General features: G+C 65.3%; 13 protein-coding genes. 7 read left to right on the top strand and 6 right to left on the bottom strand.

Translation table 11 applies throughout. The features are described 5' to 3' along the window. Positions 1-14 precede the first annotated feature (14 nt). The 3 genes from otsA to otsB form a co-directional block, all read right to left on the bottom strand. Complete coding sequence (gene otsA / locus ACIGJG_RS02115; protein ID WP_011296606.1) at positions 15-1,406, bottom strand: alpha,alpha-trehalose-phosphate synthase (UDP-forming); 1,392 nt, start codon at positions 1,404-1,406, stop codon at positions 15-17. Positions 1,407-1,446: 40 nt separating this feature from the next. Next, entirely contained in the window at positions 1,447-3,204 is a 1,758-nt protein-coding gene (locus ACIGJG_RS02110) for a glycoside hydrolase family 15 protein (protein ID WP_245001955.1), read from the bottom strand. A gap of 113 nt (positions 3,205-3,317) precedes the next feature. Continuing rightward, entirely contained in the window at positions 3,318-4,115 is a 798-nt protein-coding gene (otsB, locus tag ACIGJG_RS02105) for a trehalose-phosphatase (protein ID WP_011296604.1), read from the bottom strand. 268 nt (positions 4,116-4,383) lie between these two features. Between otsB and ilvA the strand changes: the two genes are divergently transcribed. Together ilvA and queF are read left to right on the top strand one after the other, a co-directional pair. After that, entirely contained in the window at positions 4,384-5,943 is a 1,560-nt protein-coding gene (gene ilvA, locus ACIGJG_RS02100; RefSeq protein ID WP_011296603.1) for a threonine ammonia-lyase, biosynthetic, read from the top strand. Next, positions 5,940-6,773: an NADPH-dependent 7-cyano-7-deazaguanine reductase QueF gene (gene queF / locus ACIGJG_RS02095; protein WP_011296602.1), complete on the top strand. Its 834-nt coding sequence runs from the start codon at positions 5,940-5,942 to the stop codon at positions 6,771-6,773. Before ilvA ends, queF begins: the two co-directional genes overlap by 4 nt. A gap of 53 nt (positions 6,774-6,826) precedes the next feature. Here the strand turns inward: queF and ACIGJG_RS02090 are convergent, their stop codons facing one another. After that, entirely contained in the window at positions 6,827-8,203 is a 1,377-nt protein-coding gene (locus ACIGJG_RS02090) for a carbohydrate porin (protein ID WP_084791891.1), read from the bottom strand. 224 nt (positions 8,204-8,427) lie between these two features. Here ACIGJG_RS02090 and ACIGJG_RS02085 point away from each other — a divergent pair, with 224 nt between their 5' ends. The 5 genes from ACIGJG_RS02085 to ACIGJG_RS02065 are packed head-to-tail and all read left to right on the top strand — an operon-like array spanning position 8,428 to position 13,813. Next, the gene (locus ACIGJG_RS02085) at positions 8,428-9,132 is read left to right on the top strand and encodes a TetR/AcrR family transcriptional regulator (RefSeq protein WP_140948974.1); all 705 of its coding nucleotides are present in this window, start codon (positions 8,428-8,430) and stop codon (positions 9,130-9,132) included. Positions 9,133-9,162: 30 nt separating this feature from the next. Further along, positions 9,163-10,161: an HlyD family secretion protein gene (locus tag ACIGJG_RS02080; RefSeq protein ID WP_011296599.1), complete on the top strand. Its 999-nt coding sequence runs from the start codon at positions 9,163-9,165 to the stop codon at positions 10,159-10,161. After that, positions 10,158-11,153 carry an ABC transporter ATP-binding protein gene (locus ACIGJG_RS02075; protein ID WP_220631269.1) on the top strand — a complete coding sequence of 332 codons (996 nt, stop codon included), beginning with the start codon at positions 10,158-10,160 and terminating at the stop codon, positions 11,151-11,153. The genes ACIGJG_RS02080 and ACIGJG_RS02075 overlap by 4 nt, the downstream gene beginning before the upstream one ends. Next, on the top strand, positions 11,150-12,298 hold the full coding sequence (locus ACIGJG_RS02070; RefSeq protein ID WP_483672695.1) for an ABC transporter permease: 1,149 nt from the start codon (positions 11,150-11,152) through the stop codon (positions 12,296-12,298). The genes ACIGJG_RS02075 and ACIGJG_RS02070 overlap by 4 nt, the downstream gene beginning before the upstream one ends. A gap of 12 nt (positions 12,299-12,310) precedes the next feature. Then, the gene (locus ACIGJG_RS02065) at positions 12,311-13,813 is read left to right on the top strand and encodes an efflux transporter outer membrane subunit (RefSeq protein ID WP_483672694.1); all 1,503 of its coding nucleotides are present in this window, start codon (positions 12,311-12,313) and stop codon (positions 13,811-13,813) included. Between the two features lie 12 nt (positions 13,814-13,825). Here ACIGJG_RS02065 and ACIGJG_RS02060 read toward each other — a convergent pair whose 3' ends face one another. Both ACIGJG_RS02060 and ACIGJG_RS02055 read right to left on the bottom strand, forming a co-directional pair. Further along, positions 13,826-15,037: a pyridoxal phosphate-dependent aminotransferase gene (locus tag ACIGJG_RS02060; RefSeq protein WP_483672693.1), complete on the bottom strand. Its 1,212-nt coding sequence runs from the start codon at positions 15,035-15,037 to the stop codon at positions 13,826-13,828. A 430-nt stretch (positions 15,038-15,467) separates the two neighbouring features. After that, positions 15,468-18,749 carry a pilus assembly protein gene (locus ACIGJG_RS02055; RefSeq protein ID WP_220631267.1) on the bottom strand — a complete coding sequence of 1,094 codons (3,282 nt, stop codon included), beginning with the start codon at positions 18,747-18,749 and terminating at the stop codon, positions 15,468-15,470. Positions 18,750-18,796: the final 47 nt, after the last annotated feature.

Raw genomic sequence — 18,796 nt, 5'->3', positions numbered from 1 at the left:
AAAACCCAGCGCCTTCAGCCGCCGTCCGTTTCCGTCAGCGCGCGCAGAAACTCCTGGCTCCACCAGTGCACGTCCTGCGTACGAATGCGCTCCAGCAGCTTCTCATGCCGCGCCTGCCGCTCGGCCAGCGGCATGTGCAATGCCTGCTGGATCGCCTGCGCGGTGGCGTGCGTGTCGTAGGGGTTCACCAGCAGCGCTTCCTTGAGCTGCTCGGCCGCGCCCGCAAAGCGCGACAGCACGAGCACGCCAGGGTCTTCACGATCCTGCGCAGCGATGAATTCCTTCGCCACGAGATTCATGCCATCGCGCAGCGGTGTCACGAGCGCTACGCGGCTCGCACGGCACAAGCCCGGCAGCCTCTTGCGTGCCGTGGTGCGATGGATATAGCGCACCGGCATCCAGTCCAGCTCGCCGAATTCACCGTTGATGGCACCACTCAGCCGTTCCATCTCGCTGCGCAGGTCGGCATAGGCATCTACCGATTCGCGCGACGGCGCCGCGATCTGCACCAGCGTCGCGCTCATGCGGTTCTCCGGATACTCGGCCAGCAGCCGGTAGAAGGCCTTGAGCCGCTGCGGCAGGCCCTTGGAGTAATCGAGTCGGTCGATGCCGAGCAGCAGCCTGCGGCTCGCGTACTGCGCGCGCATCATCTCGAAGGTCTCCTGTGCTTCAGCGCCCCGACCGAGTTCCCGAAACTCCTCCACATCGATGCCGATCGGGAACGCCTCGGCACGTACGGTGCGATGGAACGCGCGATAGCGGTGTTCGCCCATTGGCTCGGCGAACGCTTCGTTCTGCACGTAGCGCGAGAAATGCTCCAGGTCGGTGTGGCTCTGGAAGCCGATGAGGTCGTACGCGAACAGCGCGCGCATGAGCCAGTCATGCTGCGGGATGGCGGCCAGGATCAGCGGCGGCGGCAGCGGGATATGCAGGAAGAAGCCGATGCGCTGTCCGCAACCGATGGCGCGCAGTTCTGCTGCCAGCGGGATCAGGTGGTAGTCGTGGATCCAGATGATGTCATCGGGCTTGAGCAGCGGCGCCAGCTTGCGCGCGAACAGCTGGTTCACGCGACGGTAGCCGTTGAGATAGTTCGAGTCGAAGTCCGCCAGATCCAGCCGGTAGTGGAATGCGGGCCACAGGACACCGTTGCTGTAGCCGAGGTAGTAGGCGTCATGGTCTTCGCGGCACATGTCCACAGTGGCCAGCGTGACATTGCCCGCTTGCTGCAAGTGCAGCTCCCCTTCGCCAGGCGTGCCGCCATGGTTCGTTTCCAGCGCCTTGCCGCTCCAGCCAAACCACATCCCGCCAGTCTGGCGCAGCGCTTCGGACAAGGCCACGGCGAGGCCGCCCGCGGCAACGTTGCGCGGATCGGCAACCCGGTTGGATACCGCTACTAGTCTTGGCATAGATGGTTGATCGTGTTTGTCATGCCCCGTCCCGTTCCGCTCAGATCACGCTGTCCCAAGGCGCCGACAGGCGCGTGGCGCCGTTGATCAGCCCGACCATCGAATAGGTCTGCGGGAAATTGCCCCACATCTCGCCCGTAACAGGGTGGGTGTCTTCGGACAACAAGCCCAGCGGGTTGCGCGCGGCGAGCATGGACTCGAAGATCTCGCGCGCTTCATCGCGCCGGCCAACGCGTGCTAGTGCGTCGATGCGCCAGAAGGTGCAGATGTTGAACGCGGTCTCGGGCTTGCCGAAGTCGTCGGGGGCCTCGTAGCGGCGCATGTAGGGGCCGTCGCAAAGCGTGTCTTCGAGCGCTTTGATCGTGGAGATGAAGCGCGGGTCGCGCGGTTCGATAAAGTTCACCTCGGCCATCAGCAGTACGCTCGCATCGAGTTCGCGGCCGCCGAAGCTTTCGGCGAACGCCTGGCGCGACTCGTTCCAGGATTCGGCCAGGATGCGTTCCTTCATGCGCTGCGCATGGTCCTGCCAGTACTCGGCACGCGACTGCAGCGCGAGCTTCTCGGCAACCTTCGCGAGGCGGTCGCAAGCGGCCCAGCTCATCAGCGCCGACGACGTATGCACGCGGGCACGCGTACGCAGCTCCCACATGCCCGCGTCGGGGGTGCCGAACACTTTCACGGCCTGCTCGCCCACCTCTTCCAGCCGGCGGAATTCGGCCGGGCCGCCGCGATGCAGCAGCCGGTGGTCATGGAACGCCTGTGCGGCGCCCAGCACGATATTGCCGTAGACGTCGTGCTGGAAGTGCTCCTGCGCCTGGTTGCCGACGCGCACCGGACCCATGCCGCGATAACCGGGCAGATGGTCGAAGATGCTTTCTGGCAGTTCGCGCTCGAGCCCGATGCCGTACAGCGGCTGGATATGTCCGTCCTGCGATTGCATGACCACATTGGACAGCCAGCGCAGATAGTCTTCCATCGTGCCGACCTCGGACAGGCTATTGAGCGCGCGCACCACAAAGAACGCATCACGCAGCCAGCAGAAGCGGTAGTCCCAGTTGCGTCCGCTGCCGGGCGCTTCGGGGATGCTCGTGGTCATGGCGGCGACGATCGCTCCGGTTTCCTCGTACAGCGACATCTTGAGCGTGATGGCCGCGCGAATCACCGCGTCCTGCCATTCGCGCGGCACTGCCAGCCGGCGGCTCCACAGCCGCCAGTAGGACGTGGTCTCCTGCTCGAAGTCGCGCGCGGTTTCTTCGACGCCGTGATTGAGCGTCTCGTCGGGCCCCAGGATGAAGTTGTGGCTGCGCGTGACCAGGAACGGTGTATGCGACAGCACGTACGCAAGCGGCGCATCGGTGGTCATGCGCAGCGTCATATTGTCGCCGATGAAGCGCACATGGCTGCTGCCGCGCGTGACTTCGGGCACCTTGCGTCCCCAGTCGAAGCGCGGCGCGACCACCACGCGCACGCGCGGCGCGCCGCGCACCGGACGGATGCGGCGCACGAGTGTTATCGGACGGAAATAGCGGCCGAGCCGGAAGAAGCGCGGCGCGAAGTCGGTGATCTCGAGGCAATTGCCATGGATGTCCGTCACGCGCGTGCGCAGCACGGCGGTATTGGGCTCGTACCACTGGCTCGAAGACTGGAAGTCTTCAATCTCGATCGAGAAATGGCCAGCGTTTTCGCTCGGGTCGAGCAGCGCGTTGAAGACCGGATCGCCGTCGAAGCGCGGCATGCACGACCACACGATGCGGCCGCGGCTGTCGACCAGCGCCGAGAACGCGCAATTGCCAATCATGCCGAGAGACAGCGATGGCGTGGCATGAATCGCGCCGCCGTCGACCGTCTTGTGCACGCCTTCGGACGGCTGCTGGCCCAGTTCCGATGGGCTGCTTGGGTTGCTTGCGGATGTCACAGCGAATCCCCCTCAAGATCTCGTTGTGGATCGGACACCGCCGGCCGCTCGTCCGGGGCCGGTGTGCCATCGAATGCGCGCGCTGAGCGGTGTAGCCAGCAGCGCAGTGCGGCCGGCCCGGTGACGCTGACCGTAGCCATGGTCTCGCGCTGGCCCACCAGCACGCCGACCCCGCCGAGCTTGCGCACGACCGCGAAGCCTGCTTCGTCAGTCACATCGTCGCCCGCAAAGAGCGGGCCACGTCCAGCGAATGGCGGCATGTTCATGAAAGCTGCGATCGCATCGCCCTTGTTGATGCCGGCGGGCTTGATCTCCACCACCATCTTGCCGGGCATGCCCTCCAGCCCGTTCGCATGGCGCAGCACGTCGGTGACGGCCGCGCGCACCAGGCCTTCGAGTTCGGGCGCTTCGCGATAGTGGATGGCGACGGCCACGGACTTGCGCTCGAGGCGCAGGCCGGGATGCCGGCGCACAAGTGCTTCAAGCGGCGGGATCAACGGCTCCAGGCCGGGCGCGGGCTTCATCTCGATCTGCGCGCCGGCGGTGCGGAGTTCCGCACCGTGCACGCCGGCGGCCGGCAGCAACAGCGGCTGCAGGAAATGGTCTAGTTCAATGATCGGCCGGCCGGATACGATGGCGAGCGCGCCATCCAGACGGTCGTACAGCCTGCGCAGCGTCCCGACCAGTTCGGGCTCTACCTGCACAAGCTCGGGCCGCGGGGCGAGATCGGCCAGCGTACCGTCGAAGTCGAGAAACAGCGCGGTATTGGGTTCGATAAGCGGTAAAGGGGGCATCGCGTAAAACCGTACATGTGATTCCGGCGGGCGCCTACCGGGCGCTGTCCTACACGGCGCAGATCGTCACATTGGTGGGATTCCTGCGTGGCAGTGCTCGCGGCGCCACTCCAGCCTCGGCACGGGTCGTCGCTCCAGACCTTGTGCGGCGTTCCGATCCTTTATCATTGGCGGTTTCCGCCAAAATTTCCGGCCTTTTTTGCGCCCTTTTTGCCCTTCCCCGCGTCGTTCTGCGTCGCGCCGCCAGGGCCCATCGCCAACCGCAGACATGAACCGCAAGCCCGCCTCCTCCAAACCCGACTATCTCAGGAAGATCCTGACCGCCAAAGTGTATGACGTGGCGCAGGAGACCGAGCTGACCTTTGCGCACAACCTGTCGGCGCGCACCGGCAACTCGGTGTGGTTCAAGCGCGAGGACACGCAGCCGGTGTTCTCGTTCAAGCTGCGCGGCGCATACAACAAGATGGCGTCGCTGACGCAGGAAGAACTCAGGCGCGGCGTGATCGCGGCGTCGGCCGGCAACCACGCGCAGGGCGTGGCGCTGTCCGCGGCGCGCCTGCAGTGCCGCGCAATCATCGCCATGCCGGTGACCACGCCGCAGGTGAAGATCGACGCGGTGCGCGAGCGCGGCGGCAAGTGGGTGGAGATCGTGCTGCACGGCGATTCGTACAGCGACGCCTACAACCATGCGGCAATCCTGGAGAAGAAGCACAAGCTGACCTTCATCCACCCGTTCGACGATCCGGAAGTGATCGCCGGCCAGGGCACCATCGCAATGGAAATCCTGCGCCAGCATCCGGGCCCGATCCACGCGATCTTCGTCGCGATCGGTGGCGGCGGGCTGATTTCAGGCATCGCGTCTTACATCAAGGCCGTGCGCCCCGAGATCAAGGTGATCGGCGTGCAGACCGTGGATTCCGACGCGATGAAGCGCTCGGTCGAAGCGGGCAAGCGCATTGAACTCAAGGACGTGGGCCTGTTCTCTGACGGCACCGCGGTGAAGCTGGTCGGCAAGGAAACATTCCGCATCACGCGCGAACTCGTCGATGAGATCGTGCTGGTGGACACCGATGCGATCTGCGCGGGAGTGAAGGATGTGTTCCAGGACACGCGCAGCATTCTTGAACCCGCGGGCGCGCTGGCCGTCGCCGGCCTCAAGCTGTATGCCGAGCGCGAGAAGCTCAAGGGCGAGCATCTGGTCGCGATCGCCTGCGGCGCCAACATGAACTTCGACCGCCTGCGCTTCGTCGCCGAGCGCGCCGAAGTGGGCGAGGCACGCGAAGGCGTGTTCGCCGTCACTATTCCCGAAGAGCGCGGCAGCTTCAAGCGCTTCTGCGAACTGGTGGGCACGCGCAGCGTCACTGAATTCAACTACCGCATTGCCGACCGGAACATCGCGCATATCTTCGTCGGCGTACAGATCGCCAGCCGCGCCGAGAACGACAAGATCGCCGCGAACTTCCGCCGCCATGGCTTCGACACGCTGGACCTGTCTAACGACGAACTCGCCAAGCAGCACATCCGCTACATGGTTGGCGGCGTCTCGCCGCTCGCGCACGACGAACTGCTGTATCGCTTCGAATTCCCCGAGCGCCCGGGCGCGCTGATGAAGTTCCTGTCGAGCATGAGCCCGAACTGGAACATCAGCCTGTTCCATTACCGCAACCAGGGTGGCGACACGTCCAACATCCTGGTCGGCATCCAGGTGCCGAAGAACGAAAAGCGCGCTTTCCGCGCATTCCTTTCGACGCTGGGTTACGTACACTGGGACGAGACCGAGAACCCGGTCTACAAGCTGTTCCTCTCCGACCGCGGAAATCAAGCATGAGCCTTCCTGAACACTCGCCGCTGGGCAAGCCCTCGGCCTACAAGACGGAATACGACGCGACGCTGCTGTTCCCGATCGCGCGCCAGCCCAAGCGCACGGAAATCGGCCTGCCCGCAGGCAAGCCCGTGCCGTTCTTCGGCGTAGATATCTGGAATGCGTATGAAGTGTCGTGGCTCAACATGCGCGGCAAGCCGCAGGTCGCGCTGGCCACGTTCATCATCCCGTCCGATACGCCGAACATCATCGAATCGAAGTCGTTCAAGCTGTACCTGAACTCATTCAACCAGACAAAAATCGCCTCGCCTGAAGCGCTGCAACAACTGCTCCACCATGATCTCTCGGAAGCCACCGGCGGCACCGTGCAGGTGCGGCTGGTGACGGAAGCCGATCTGGGCAAGCAGAAGATGGGCGAGCTGGAGGGATTGCTGCTCGATCGGCTGGACATCGAGGTCGATCGCTACGAGCCGGCACCCGACTTGCTGAAGGCTGACCAGCAGGAATCACCGGTCGAGGAAACGCTGGTGTCGCACCTGCTGAAGTCCAATTGCCTGGTGACCGGGCAGCCCGATTGGGGCAGTGTGCAGATTCGCTATGTGGGCGCGCCGATCAACCAGGAAGGGCTGCTGAAATACCTGATCTCGTTCCGCAATCACAATGAATTCCATGAGCAGTGCGTGGAGCGGATCTTTATGGACGTGATGAGGGAGTGCAAGCCGGTGAAGCTTGCCGTCTATGCGCGCTACACGCGACGCGGCGGGCTGGATATCAATCCGTTCCGCACCAACTTCAATACGCCCTGGCCGGATAATCTCAGGAACGCAAGGCAGTAAGGGAATCTGAGGTGCCGGATGGTGTTGGCGTGTGTGGCTCGCGCCAACACCCCTCAAAACTCGGCGTGAAACCGGATCCCGTAGAACTTCGCCGGCCCGCGGTCGGCGTTGTAGCCAGGATTGCGCACATACTGGAAATCCGGGCTGATACTCAGGTACTTGAACGGCTGGAAGCTGTAATAGATCTCGAACACCTGCTCAGGCGCATAGTTCAGCGTCCCATCACCCAAAAACGCGCCCTGCCCGCCAGCGGCAAGATAAGCCCGGTGATTCTGTCCCAGCATATTGACTGCAAACGCCACGCCCACCGCATCGCGCGCACGGCCCCATGAGCTGCCGTTCAACACCCCTCCGAACGAAACCTGCCGCCCGATCTCGGTGAAGGCATAGGTCTCGGTCTTGTCGTCCGACATGCTGGCCCGGAAGAACACCCCCAGCGAATCATTGACCTGCTGCAACAGCGTCAGCCCCACGCCGACCTTGGCGTGTTCCTGCCGCACGTCCGCGACATCGGGCGTGATGTTGTTGGCCTGACCGAACCGGATCGCGTCGTTGAACGCGCCCATGCGCGCCTTGTTGCGGAAGAACAGCAGGCGAGCCGTGCCAGGCCGGTCGTACAACTTGTAGCGCTTTTCGAGTTCGAGCACGTCGCCGTAGTGTTCGAACATCCGCGTGTCGAGTTCGAGCCCGTTGGACTCGAGCGGCTGCAGGAAGCGGCCGATGCGCGCGGACCAGTCGTCGCCGATGTATTCGAGTGCCACGCCCCACGTGTAGCCGCGTGAATCTGCCGCGTAGTCCCACGCGCCATGGGTCAGAAATGACCAGTTCATGAACTGCGTACGCGGGTCGGAACCGTAGTCGTTCTGGTCGAACACGTCGAGCACGCCAAAGTTGCCGGCGGTCAGTACCACGCGGCGCTTGTCGACGGTTCGGGCGAACTGGTTGAAATCGTCGTCGAGCTTTTCCGTGTCTCCGCCAAGGCCCCAGGTCTGCCGGATGAATGCGCGCGCACGGTAGAAGACGGGGTTCGTGCTCGCGCCCTTGGCAAGTTCGCCATTTGTCAAGCCGGCCATGCCGTGCAGCCCCGAGAACGGGACGCCTTGCGCCACTTCCGGGTTGAGGTGGAACTCCGCACCGTCCCACAGGCGCAGACCTAGGTCCAGCGTGCTCGTGAAGGAATAACCCTTCGCGCGATCCGTGCCCAGACTGTTGGGCCCCGAATAGGCGGCGTTGAACGCGGGCTTGCGCTGCCAGACATAGGTGGCCTGACCATGGAAGCCGAACGGGTTTTCGGTCTCCATCACATCCGTTCCGGCCGCTGGCGCCAGGTCCTGCGCCAGCGCCGGCGCGCACGCTGTCAGCGACAGCATCGCAGCGAAACAGCTGGAAAGGATCGGGCGCGGCATCGCGGCCGGGAATGGGAAACGCATGGGTGGAAATTCGGCTAGCGCCGGCCGGAACGCCGGGCCGTGGGCGGTCGAAGCATAGCCAAGGCGACATGACATGTCTACCGCCGATTGCTGCGACGCAGCAATTGTTCCGAATGCAGTCATGTGCCGCAAGTTCAACGTTGTAACAAGTCTTGAATTAATTAACTCGAAAATTAATATCCATCGAGGGAATGCTTTCGCTGGTTGAGATCCTGATTCGCCCCATGCCACCCGACCGCCCTTCTCCGCGCAAGACCACCAAGCTGCGTGCAGAACGGCGGGGTCCCGGGCGCCCTTCAGCGGGCAACCCCGGGCAGCGCGACCAGTTGCTCGATGCCGCGACCGAGCTGTTCGCGCGCCATGGCGTGGCGGCGACTTCGATCCGCGCGATTGCCGAGCACGCCGGCGTGACGCCGGCGCTGGTGCACTACTACTTCCGCGACCGCGATCAATTGCTCGACGCCATCGTTGAAGAACGGCTGCAGCAGCTTGTCGACGCGATCTTCACGCCATCCGCCACGCCTGAAGACCCGGTGGCGATGCTGGTCGGCATAGCCAGCCGCCTGATCCGCGTGGCCGCCGCGACGCCTTGGTTTCCCGGCCTCTGGATCCGCGAGGTCGCGGGCGTCGATGGCCTGCTGCGCGAACGCGTGCTGAACCGCTTTGCGTTGCAGCGGGCTGGCGCGCTGAGCGCGCCGCTGGCCGCGGCGATTGCGGGCGGCAAGCTCAACCCCGGTCTGGAGCCGACGCTGGTAATGCCCTCGCTGGTCGGGTTGACGCTGCTGCCGCTGGCCACCACGCACATCTGGCAGCGGCTGCCCGGTGCCGAGCATATCGATACCGAGGCGCTGGTCCGCCACGTCAGCACGCTGCTCACCCAGGGCCTGACCCCCACCGCTCCCGCGCCGCGTGACGGCGCCTCAGACTGACACAGCCTTCACGTTTTGCCCAGAACCGCCATGCACGCACGAAACTTGCCGCCCGATACCCATCTCTTCGCAACGCAACGCCTCCGGCTTGCGCTGGCCCTGCTGCTTCCGCTGGCCGCGCTGTCTGGCTGCGGCCAGAACACGTCCGCCGCGTGGCAGGGCTATGTGGAAGGCGAATTCGTCAGCGTGGCGTCGCCATTCGCGGGGCGGCTGGACAGCCTGTCTGTGCAGCGCGGGCAGCAGGTCGGCAAGGGCACGGCGCTGTTCGTGCTCGAATCCGACGATGAGCGCGCGGCGCGCCAGCAGGCGGCCGAGCAAGTGCGCGTCGCCGAGGCACAGCTTGCCGACATGAAGACCGGCAAGCGGCCGGTCGAAGTCGATGTTAGCCGTGCGCAACTGTCGCAGGCACAAGCCGCCGCACAACGCAGCGCCGCGCAGTTCCGGCGTGACCGGCAGCAGTACGACATTGGCGGCATCTCGCAGGCACAGCTCGACGAATCGCGCGCCACGGCCGACAGCGACGCGGCCCGCGTGCGCGAACTGCAGCGCGACATCGACGTGGCGCGCCTGCCCGGCCGCGACGCCCAGCAGGCGGCGCAGGCCGCGCAGGTTGAAGCCGCGCGCGCCGCGCTGGCGCAGGCGGAATGGAAGCTCTCGCGCAAAGCGGTTGCGGCCACGCAGGCCGGGCTGGTGTACGACACGCCCTACCGGCTCGGCGAATGGGTGCCGGCCGGCAGCCCCGTCGTGCGCATGCTGCCGCCCGGCAACGTCAAGGTGCGCTTCTACGTATCGGAAACCGTGGTTGGCTCGCTGCGCAACGGCCAGTCGGTGCAGGTGCATTGCGACGGCTGTCCCGCGCCGGTGGCGGCTAACATCACCTATGTCTCGAACGAAGCCGAATACACGCCGCCGGTAATCTACAGCAACGAGACGCGCCGCAAGCTCGTGTTCCTGATCGAGGCACGCCCGACCGAAGCCGACGCGCCCAAGCTGCGCCCGGGCCAGCCCGTGGAGGTGAGCCAGTCATGAGCGGCACGCCCGAGCACAGTACGCCCCCACACAAGAACGGCGACCTTGCCATCGACGTGCGCGGCCTCAACAAGCGCTACGGCGACAAGCACGTGGTCAACGACCTGAGCATGCAGGTGGCGCGCGGTGAAATCTTCGGCTTCTTGGGCCCGAACGGCAGCGGCAAGACCACATCGATCCGCATGATGTGCGGCCTGCTGACGCCCGATTCCGGCGAGGGCACGTGCCTGGGCTTCGACATCCTGCGTGAATCGGACGAGATCAAGCGCCGCGTCGGCTACATGACGCAGAAGTTCTCGTACTGGGACGACCTGTCGATCCGCGAGAACCTGGACTTCGTCGCGCGCGTCTACGGCATGCCGAACCGGCGCGAGGCCGTCGACCGCGCGCTGGAAGACCTCGGGCTCGCCACGCGTTCGGCGCAGCTTGCCGGATCGCTGTCGGGCGGCTGGAAGCAACGGCTCGCGCTCGCGGCCTGCCTGCTGCACGAGCCCGAACTGCTGCTGCTCGACGAACCGACCGCCGGGGTCGACCCCAAGGCACGGCGCGACTTCTGGGAGCAGCTTCACCTGCTGGCCGCGCGCGGCATCTCGGTACTGGTCAGCACGCACTATATGGACGAGGCCGAGCGCTGCCACAAGCTTGCGTATATCGCCTACGGCAAGCTGCTCGCGCAGGGCACTGCCGATGAAGTCGTGGAAAGCCAGCACCTGACCACGTGGAGCGTCGAGGGCGACGACCTTGCCACGCTGTCGGAGCAATTGCACGGTGCGCCGGGTGTCGAGCAGACCGTGGTGTTCGGCACCGCGCTGCACGTGACCGGCCGCGACGCCGCGCAACTAGAAGACACGCTGCGGCGCGTGGCCGGACCGGAGAGGCGCGTCGAGCCGACCCAGACCAGTCTCGAAGACGTCTTCATCCACATGATGAGCCGTGCGGAGGACAACATGAACGCCGGCGCCGGCCGCAAGCCGCATAAGGGGAAGCCATGAAACGCAAAGGACGATTCAGCTTCTCCTTCGACCGGTGGTGGAGCATCGTGCTCAAGGAGTTCCTCCAGTTGCGGCGCGACCGTGTCACGTTCGGCATGATCGTGGGCCTGCCGATCATGCAGCTGCTGCTGTTCGGCTTTGCCATCAACACTGATCCGCGCCACTTGCCGACCGCCGTGATCGCCGCGGACCAGAGCGAATTCACGCGCTCGTTCCTGGCCAGCATGGAGCACTCGACCTACTTCAAGATGGTCGGCACGCTGCCGGACGAAGACGCCGGGCGCGAGGCGCTGATGAAAGGCAACGTGCAGTTCGTGGTCAGCATCCCGCCCGATTTCACGCGCAAGCTGCTGCGTGGCGAACGGCCCGCGCTGCTGGTGGAGGCGGACGCGACGGACCCGTCCGCGACCGGCGCCGCCATCGCCGCGCTCGCGCAGCTGCCGTTCACCGTGGCGCGTGTCGACATGAAAGGGGCGCTCGCCCCGCTGGCCGGCGGCAAGGCGCCGTTCGACGTGCAGGTGCAGCGGCTCTACAACCCTGAGGGCATCACGCAGTACAACATCATCCCCGGGCTGATGGGCGTAATCCTGTCGATGACGATGGTGATGATGACGGGCCTGGCGATGACGCGCGAACGCGAGCGCGGCACCATGGAAAACCTGCTCGCCACGCCGGTGAAGCCGATCGAGGTCATGACCGGCAAGATCGTGCCGTACATTTTCATTGGCCTGATCCAGTCGACCATCGTGCTGCTCGCCGCGCGCTGGGTGTTCCAGGTGCCGTTCTTCGGCTCGGTCATCGCGGTGTACCTGGCGGCGCTGCTGTTCATCGCGGCCAACCTGACCGTGGGCATCACGCTGTCGTCGCTCGCGCAAAACCAGTTGCAGGCGATGCAACTGACGTTCTTCTACTTCCTGCCCAACATCCTGCTGTCCGGCTTCATGTTCCCGTTCGCGGGCATGCCGGGGTGGGCGCGGGGCATCGGCAACATCCTGCCGATGACTTACTTCCACCGCATGATTCGCGGCATCCTGCTCAAAGGCAACGGCTGGACCGAGCTGTGGCCCAATGTGTGGCCGATGGCCCTGTTCATCGTGGTGGTGATGGCGATCGCGGTGCGCTTCTACCGCCGCACGCTGGACTGAAGGAGCCACGCCATGCGTTCCCGTCTTCCATTACTAGCCTGCCTGCTGCTTTCGGCGTGCGCGGTCGGCCCCGATTTCCGTGCGCCGGCACCAACCGATGATCCCGGTTACGTAGCCGGCCCGCAGCCGCAATCCACGGTCGCCGCCGAGATGCCCGGCAACCTGCCGCACGGCCACCCGCAGACCTTCGCCAACGGCGCCGACGTGCCCGCGCAATGGTGGGCGCTGTTCCGCAGTCCCGCGCTGGATGCGACGATTCGCGCTGCACTCGATGGCAGTCCCACGCTCGCGCAGGCACAGGCGAAACTGCGCGAGGCGCAGGAAAACCTTGCTGCGCGCACCGGCGCCACGCGCTGGCCGACCGTGGATGCGAACCTCAACACGACGCGCCAGCAGGTCAACTTCCAGTCGCTCGGCATCACCGCCATTCCGAGTCCCGGCCCGTTCACGCTCTACGGCGCGACGGCGCAGGTCTCGTACGTACTCGATCTGTTCGGCGGACAGCGGCGCGAGCTCGAAGGCCTGCAGGCAGCGGTGGATTACCAGCGCTATGAATTCGAGGCCGCCCGCCTTGCCCTGGCCGCCAATGTCGCCACGGCGGCGATCCGGGAAGCGGGATTGCGCGCGCAACTGGCCGATACGTTCGCCATTGCCGAGGCGCAGCAACGCGAACTCGGCATCGCCGAGGAACGGCTGCGCACCGGCGGCATCGCGCGCGTCGACGTGCAGCGCCAGCGTTCCGAACTCGCGCAGACGCAGGCACTGATTCCGGGGCTCGCACAGCAGATCGAGTCCACGCGCCACCAGCTTGCGGTCTATACGGGCCAGACGCCTGCGGCGGCGCAATTGCCGGAATTCAGGCTTGAAGACTTGCAGTTGCCGGAGACCTTGCCAGTCAGCCTGCCGTCCACACTTGCGCGCCGCCGTCCGGATATCCGCGCGGCTGAAGCGCTGCTGCACCAGGCCTCGGCAAATATCGGCGTGGCCACGGCCAACCTCTATCCGCAGATCACGCTCAGCGCGAGCGGTGGCTGGCAGTCCACCACCGCTCGCAATCTGTTCGACAGCTTCAACGTCTGGAGCCTTGCCGCCGGCCTTGTGCAACCTGTTTTCCACGGTGGCGAACTGCTGGCGCGCAAGCGTGCGTCGGAAGCGGCCTACGAGCAGTCGCTCGCGGCTTACCACCAGGCCATTCTGCTAGGCCTGCAGAACGTGGCCGACGCGCTGCGCGCGCTCGAGGCCGACGCCGCCACGCTACGCGCCCGCGCGGACAATGCGCGGCAGGCGCGTGCAACGCTGGATATCGTGTCGCAGCAGTACCGGCTCGGCGGTGTGAGCCAGCTCACGCTGCTCGATGCGGAGCGCCAGTCGCGCCAGGCATCGCTGGACCTGTCACAGGCGACCGCAAGCCGGCTCGCCGATTCGGCGGCGCTGCTGCAGGCGCTCGGCGGCGGATGGTGGGAGGAGGAGGCGCAGGCCAGCGCAGGAAGTCCCTCTACGCCGGCCGTGCAGTGACAGTCCGCAGGCTCAGCGCCCGATGAACCCGCGCAGGCGCCGCACGCCTTCATCGAGGCGATCCGTGTCGCACGCATAGCACCAGCGCACGAAGCCCTCCCCTTCATCGCCGAATGCGCTGCCCGGTGCCAGCCCCAAACCCGCTTCCCGCACGAGCTGCTTGCACAGGGCCAGGCTGTCCGTGGCGCCGGACAGGCGGAAGAACACGTACATCGCGCCCTCCGGCGCATGCGCGTCCACACCGGGCAAGGCGGACAGCGCATCCACGAGGTGGTCGCGCGCCGTGCGCAACCGCTGGACGAGGTCGCGCGTGAACGCTTCGCCTTCGCGCACCGCCGCCACGCCTGCCTCCTGCACGAACGAAGGCGCGCACGAGGTGTTGTATTCGATCAGCTTGCCGAGATCGTCGGTCATCGATGAAGGCAACACCATCCAGCCGAGCCGCCAGCCCGTCATCAGCCACGCCTTGGAAAACGAGTTGACGCAGATGACGCGCTCCTCGCGCGAGGCGATGTCCAGGAACGACGGCGCGGTGCGGCTGTCGCCCCCACCGGGTTCATCGCCGTAGTAGAGCCGCTCATAGACCTCGTCGGCAATGATCCAGATCCCGTGCCGGCGGCAGTGGTCCAGCACGGTCTGTTGCGCCGCGCGCGACATCACCCAGCCGGTGGGGTTGTTCGGCGAATTGACCATCAGCGCACGGGTGTCCGGCGTCAGCGCCGCGAGCAGCTTGTCGACATCGAGCGTCCACCCGTGCGGACCATAGTCGAGCGAAACGGTTTCGACCGAGGCGCCGAGAATCTTCGGAATCTCCACCAGGTTGGGCCATAGTGGCGTGACCGCCACCACGCGATCGCCGGGCCCGGCAATGAGCTGGGCGGCCAGCATCAGGCCGTTGACGCCGGCACTCGTGACCGCGACGTTCTCGATGCGCGTGGCGCCATGCAGCGCGCCGACATAGTCGGCCAGCGCACTGCGAAGGGGCGCGATGCCGAGGTTGTGCGTATAGAACGTGGCGCCACCCGCCAGCGCACGCGCCGCGGCGTCGCGGACGAAGTCCGGCGTGACCTGATCCGATTCGCCGAACCAGAACGGCAGCACCTCAGGCAGGCCGATGCCGGCGTTCGCGACTTCGCGGATGCGCGACGCGCGCAGATTGTGGACGGCGTCCCGGGCGAGAGGAAGTTGCGGATCAGGCGAGTGGCGGCTTGGGCTGTCTGGCATGAGCGTTCCTGCGGTTGCGAGCGAGATGCCAAGCGTAGCGCAAAGCGCCCGGGATGTTGCTATCTTGCCGGACCGTAAAGCCCCGGCGATCGTGTGTTGTCGTCCTGGGGTGGGCCAGACGGCCTTAGCTTGAGGCCAAAGCTGCTGCTTTGCCCGCGGTCGTCGTGGCTGGGGCGCAAGGAGTAGAGGTCCGAGCGGGCCGGTCGTGCCGCCTGGGCGGCAGATGCCGCCGCGGGCGCGCTCGCGGGCTGGCCGCCGGCTGCACGCGCCGGTGGCATCAGAGCCAGCAACACCAGGAACGGAACAACGGATCTTTGCAACACGGAAAGCGCCCGCCAGACGGCGGCGACGTAAGCGACGAAAACGTCGACGAAGCCGATATTGTGGCAGGCGGCCGGAGCCGCCGCCAGCCGTGCGTTCGGTCAGGACATCACTTGTCGATCTGCGAGTACCAGTAAAGGCGCTTTCGCTTGCCAACGCCAAGCGGCACGACCTTCTGGCCACCCAGTGGCGATGTATTGTTGCCGCCGCCTGGCCCGGTCTGGTTGCCGCCGCCGATCAGCACACCGACGTTGCCGGTCACACCGGAGGCATTCGTGATCGACACGATGCCAAACACCGGCGACGGCGGCAGGCCGCCACCGTCGAACGTAATGAAGCGGTTGGTATTCTGCCCAAGCCCGGTCAGGAACGAAACGGAGTAGCCGCGGGCCACGCCAAGGTCCGGATAGCAGGCACCCGGCGTCGGCACGGAAGGCGTATTGGTGCCGAAGTAGGTGTAGCCCGAGACCGTCAGCGGCGCATTGACGATCTTCTCGCCCTTGGCCAGCGTGATGTAGAAGCCCTTGCCGCTGGTCGAGTCCACATACTGGGTGGCCGTCGCATCGAACAGGTTCGCTTCGGTCAGCGGCGTCCAGGTGGACGGCAGCCCGCCCGACAGCGTCGTGTCCTTGATCACATAGAACCGGTTGACCACGTTGTAGGCCGTGCCCGCCGTGGTCGATGCAGAGTAAAGCGGATGCTCACGGTCGCCCGTGCCCATCGTGATGGCGTCGTAGGTGCCGGTGGAGACTACATCGGGTGCGTACAGGAACTTGCGCGCGTCGTTGGTGTTCGCCGCACCGCCAAGCGCCGCGAGCTTGCCCATGGTCCATGCGGTCGGTGCAGTGCCTGCGCTGGTCTCGAAATCGACACGCCAGACATTGCCGCCGACGTCGCCCACATAGGCCTTGTCGATATAGCCATCGCCGTTGCGATCCACCGCCGCCACATCGGACGGGACCGCGCGTGACAAGCCCGTCGGGCTTGCGCAGACGGTACTGGCGAGCCCGGTACAGTCGCCCAGCCACGCGCGCACCACGCCGCCTGTCAGCGCGTCCAGCACAATCACGCCGCGCCCGCTGGTGTTCGTGCCTGGCGCCGGGTCGCTGTCCTCGGCGGTGTCGTAGCCTGCGCCCATGACGAGCACCGGGTTGGTGTTCCCCTTCACCAGGACCACGCGCGGCTGCGACCACGTCTGGCCCAGTTCGGGAATCTGCGTGTTCGTCGTCGACCAGAGGTACTTCGGATTGATCGGGTCGGTCACGTCCATGGCATAGAGCAACGCGCCCCCGCGACGCGCGGTGATGTACAGGATCACGCGCGGATTCTTGGGGTCGCGCAGATCCTGGTAAAGCGTGGTAGTGCCATCGAAGAAGTAGTCGCGCGCCGTGCCATAGGTGGATCCGGGCAGCTTGATGGTGGGTGTATTGCTGTAGATGCGGCCCAGCTTGCCGTAGAACTCCGGTGGCACGAAACCCCACAGTTCGCCGCCCGGCCGCACGCCGCCGATGCCGCTCGACTGGTTGCCGTTGATCGCGTGGAAGACGCCGTCGTTCGCGCCGTAGAAGACCACGATGCCGGTCGATCCTCCATAGTTCACGACGACCGGGCGTGAATGCAGCACATCGCCATGAATGGAGGGGCGCACGGTCACCGCGCCGCCAGGCCCTGGTTCGGCCTCCGCGCCCACCGCGCTGGTCGAGGTGCCGGAACCGGAACCGCTGGATCCCTTGCCGTTGCCGGACGATCCGGACGCCGCCGCAAGCGCGGCATAGATGTCCGCTCCGCGTACCCAGTTGACCATGTTGCTGACGTCCGTGGCCGTGGTCTTGAGCGCGGCCTGCCCGGCAGTGCCCACCAGCCACGTATTGCTGGTGTCGAACGATGCCAGCGCCGTGTTCGCTGCGCACGCGCCATTGGCGCACGTCAGCAGCCGGCGGCCGGTCTGGGTGGTCAGGTACTGCGCGCGCAGCATCTCGCCAGCGCCCCCCTTTTCGACGATTTCCCCATCGGCGAGATCGAGCGCTCCGGAAGAACCGGACGGGCTGTTGGCCCAGAAGCCGGTTGACGGCCAGCTTGTCACACTGCCCGTGCCATAGCCGCTGCTGCTGAAACTGAGTGGCGGCTCGGCGCTCCAATAGCTCTTTGCGTTCGGCGAAATGAAGCCTGTGCCGGCATTGCTGATTGCGCTTTGCTGGTTCGGGCCTGCGGCCGTCGAATCCAGCATCACGATCTGGTTGTTGCTGTCATAGCCAAGCTTGTACTGCTTGAGGTTCCCGATCCAGCGCGGTGCCGCGGTGGCGTCCGGACGGAACATGCCGATATAGACCTGGTTCAGGTAGGTACCCTGGCTGTTCACGCTGACTGGCAGGCTGACCGACGCAAACACGTTGTTGACCGCCTGCATTTCGCTGAAGATCTCCAGCAGCGCGTTGGTCATGGCAGTGATGTCGCCCATCTTGACGACATAGGACTTGCCGCCGCCGTTGGTGGCCATGCTCTGGGTGAAGGCAACATAGTCGGGATTGTTGCCGTCGGTCACTGCAATCGTGTACGTGATGACGTTCTGGTTGTTCACCAGGCTGCCATTCACGTCGGTCTGATACATGAACCGCGCCCACTCGTCACCCCAGTTGCTCTGGTATTTCGTATAGGACCCCGGTATGGTGATCTGCTGCTGTTGCGCAGCCGTTGCCCCGGCAGCGGCAAGCGTTGCAGCGGAGAGCTGCCCACCGTCCTGAGGCTTGCCGTTGTTCATCGCATTGGCGATGTAGATGATGAAATTCCGTTGGCAGGGGTTGGTGATGGGCGACCGGTTCGCATAGTTGGTCCCCGAAATGCCGGTCTTGCCGGCAAAGAAGGCCCATGCCTCCTGCATACCGCCGCCCACCTGTGAACCGTTGCCCTTGTCGCCATTGCGGTCGATGGTCTTGAGGTAGGCCATGAAGTTGGCCGTGCCCGTCGCGTCCATCAGCGGCAGTGCGGGCGAGGGCGGCGGGCTTGGCGGTGTCGCTGCCTGGAACTTGAATTGTCCGCCGTAGTTGCTGCTGTTGCCGAACATCATCAGGCCCATGTTCATGTTGCCGGCCATGGCGGGGTTCTGCGCCAGCGTCGCCACCGCCGCGTGCAATGCACACTGTTCCGCGCCAACGTTGCTCGTGCTGTTCCCGGATGAAACGTAGCCCGGCGACGTGCAATTGACAGTCACGTTCGCGTCCCAGGCCGCGGCATTGTCCAGCAGGATCAGGACATTGGGCTTGGCATTCGAATTGTTCTGCAAGCCGGTGAACAGGTCGATGTCCTCGGCCCGGGCGCTGCCAGCGCCGGCAAGGGTCAGCAGCGTGAGCGCGCACGCGGCATGGCGACGAAGGCTGCGGCCCGGATTTGGCATGCTGGTTCCTGAATGATGAGTTGTAGGTCTGGAGATTGCCCTGGAGC

The organism is Cupriavidus sp. C1SS-2L (genome assembly GCF_057073735.1).
Note: the sequence above shows the minus strand (reverse complement) of the source record. Positions and strands in the feature narration are given on the sequence as shown.

Bases quoted from the DNA above. Each gene is read 5' to 3' on its own strand.
- ACIGJG_RS02070 (WP_483672695.1), top strand. From the start codon at position 11,150: ATGAAACGCAAAGGACGATTCAGCTTCTCCTTCGACCGGTGGTGGAGC.
- otsA (WP_011296606.1), bottom strand. From the start codon at position 1,406: ATGCCAAGACTAGTAGCGGTATCCAACCGGGTTGCCGATCCGCGCAAC.
- ilvA (WP_011296603.1), top strand. From the start codon at position 4,384: ATGAACCGCAAGCCCGCCTCCTCCAAACCCGACTATCTCAGGAAGATC.
- ACIGJG_RS02085 (WP_140948974.1), top strand. From the start codon at position 8,428: ATGCCACCCGACCGCCCTTCTCCGCGCAAGACCACCAAGCTGCGTGCA.
- queF (WP_011296602.1), top strand. From the start codon at position 5,940: ATGAGCCTTCCTGAACACTCGCCGCTGGGCAAGCCCTCGGCCTACAAG.
- ACIGJG_RS02075 (WP_220631269.1), top strand. From the start codon at position 10,158: ATGAGCGGCACGCCCGAGCACAGTACGCCCCCACACAAGAACGGCGAC.
- ACIGJG_RS02065 (WP_483672694.1), top strand. From the start codon at position 12,311: ATGCGTTCCCGTCTTCCATTACTAGCCTGCCTGCTGCTTTCGGCGTGC.
- ACIGJG_RS02110 (WP_245001955.1), bottom strand. From the start codon at position 3,204: ATGATTGGCAATTGCGCGTTCTCGGCGCTGGTCGACAGCCGCGGCCGC.
- ACIGJG_RS02080 (WP_011296599.1), top strand. From the start codon at position 9,163: ATGCACGCACGAAACTTGCCGCCCGATACCCATCTCTTCGCAACGCAA.
- ACIGJG_RS02060 (WP_483672693.1), bottom strand. From the start codon at position 15,037: ATGCCAGACAGCCCAAGCCGCCACTCGCCTGATCCGCAACTTCCTCTC.
- otsB (WP_011296604.1), bottom strand. From the start codon at position 4,115: ATGCCCCCTTTACCGCTTATCGAACCCAATACCGCGCTGTTTCTCGAC.
- ACIGJG_RS02090 (WP_084791891.1), bottom strand. From the start codon at position 8,203: ATGCGTTTCCCATTCCCGGCCGCGATGCCGCGCCCGATCCTTTCCAGC.
- ACIGJG_RS02055 (WP_220631267.1), bottom strand. From the start codon at position 18,749: ATGCCAAATCCGGGCCGCAGCCTTCGTCGCCATGCCGCGTGCGCGCTC.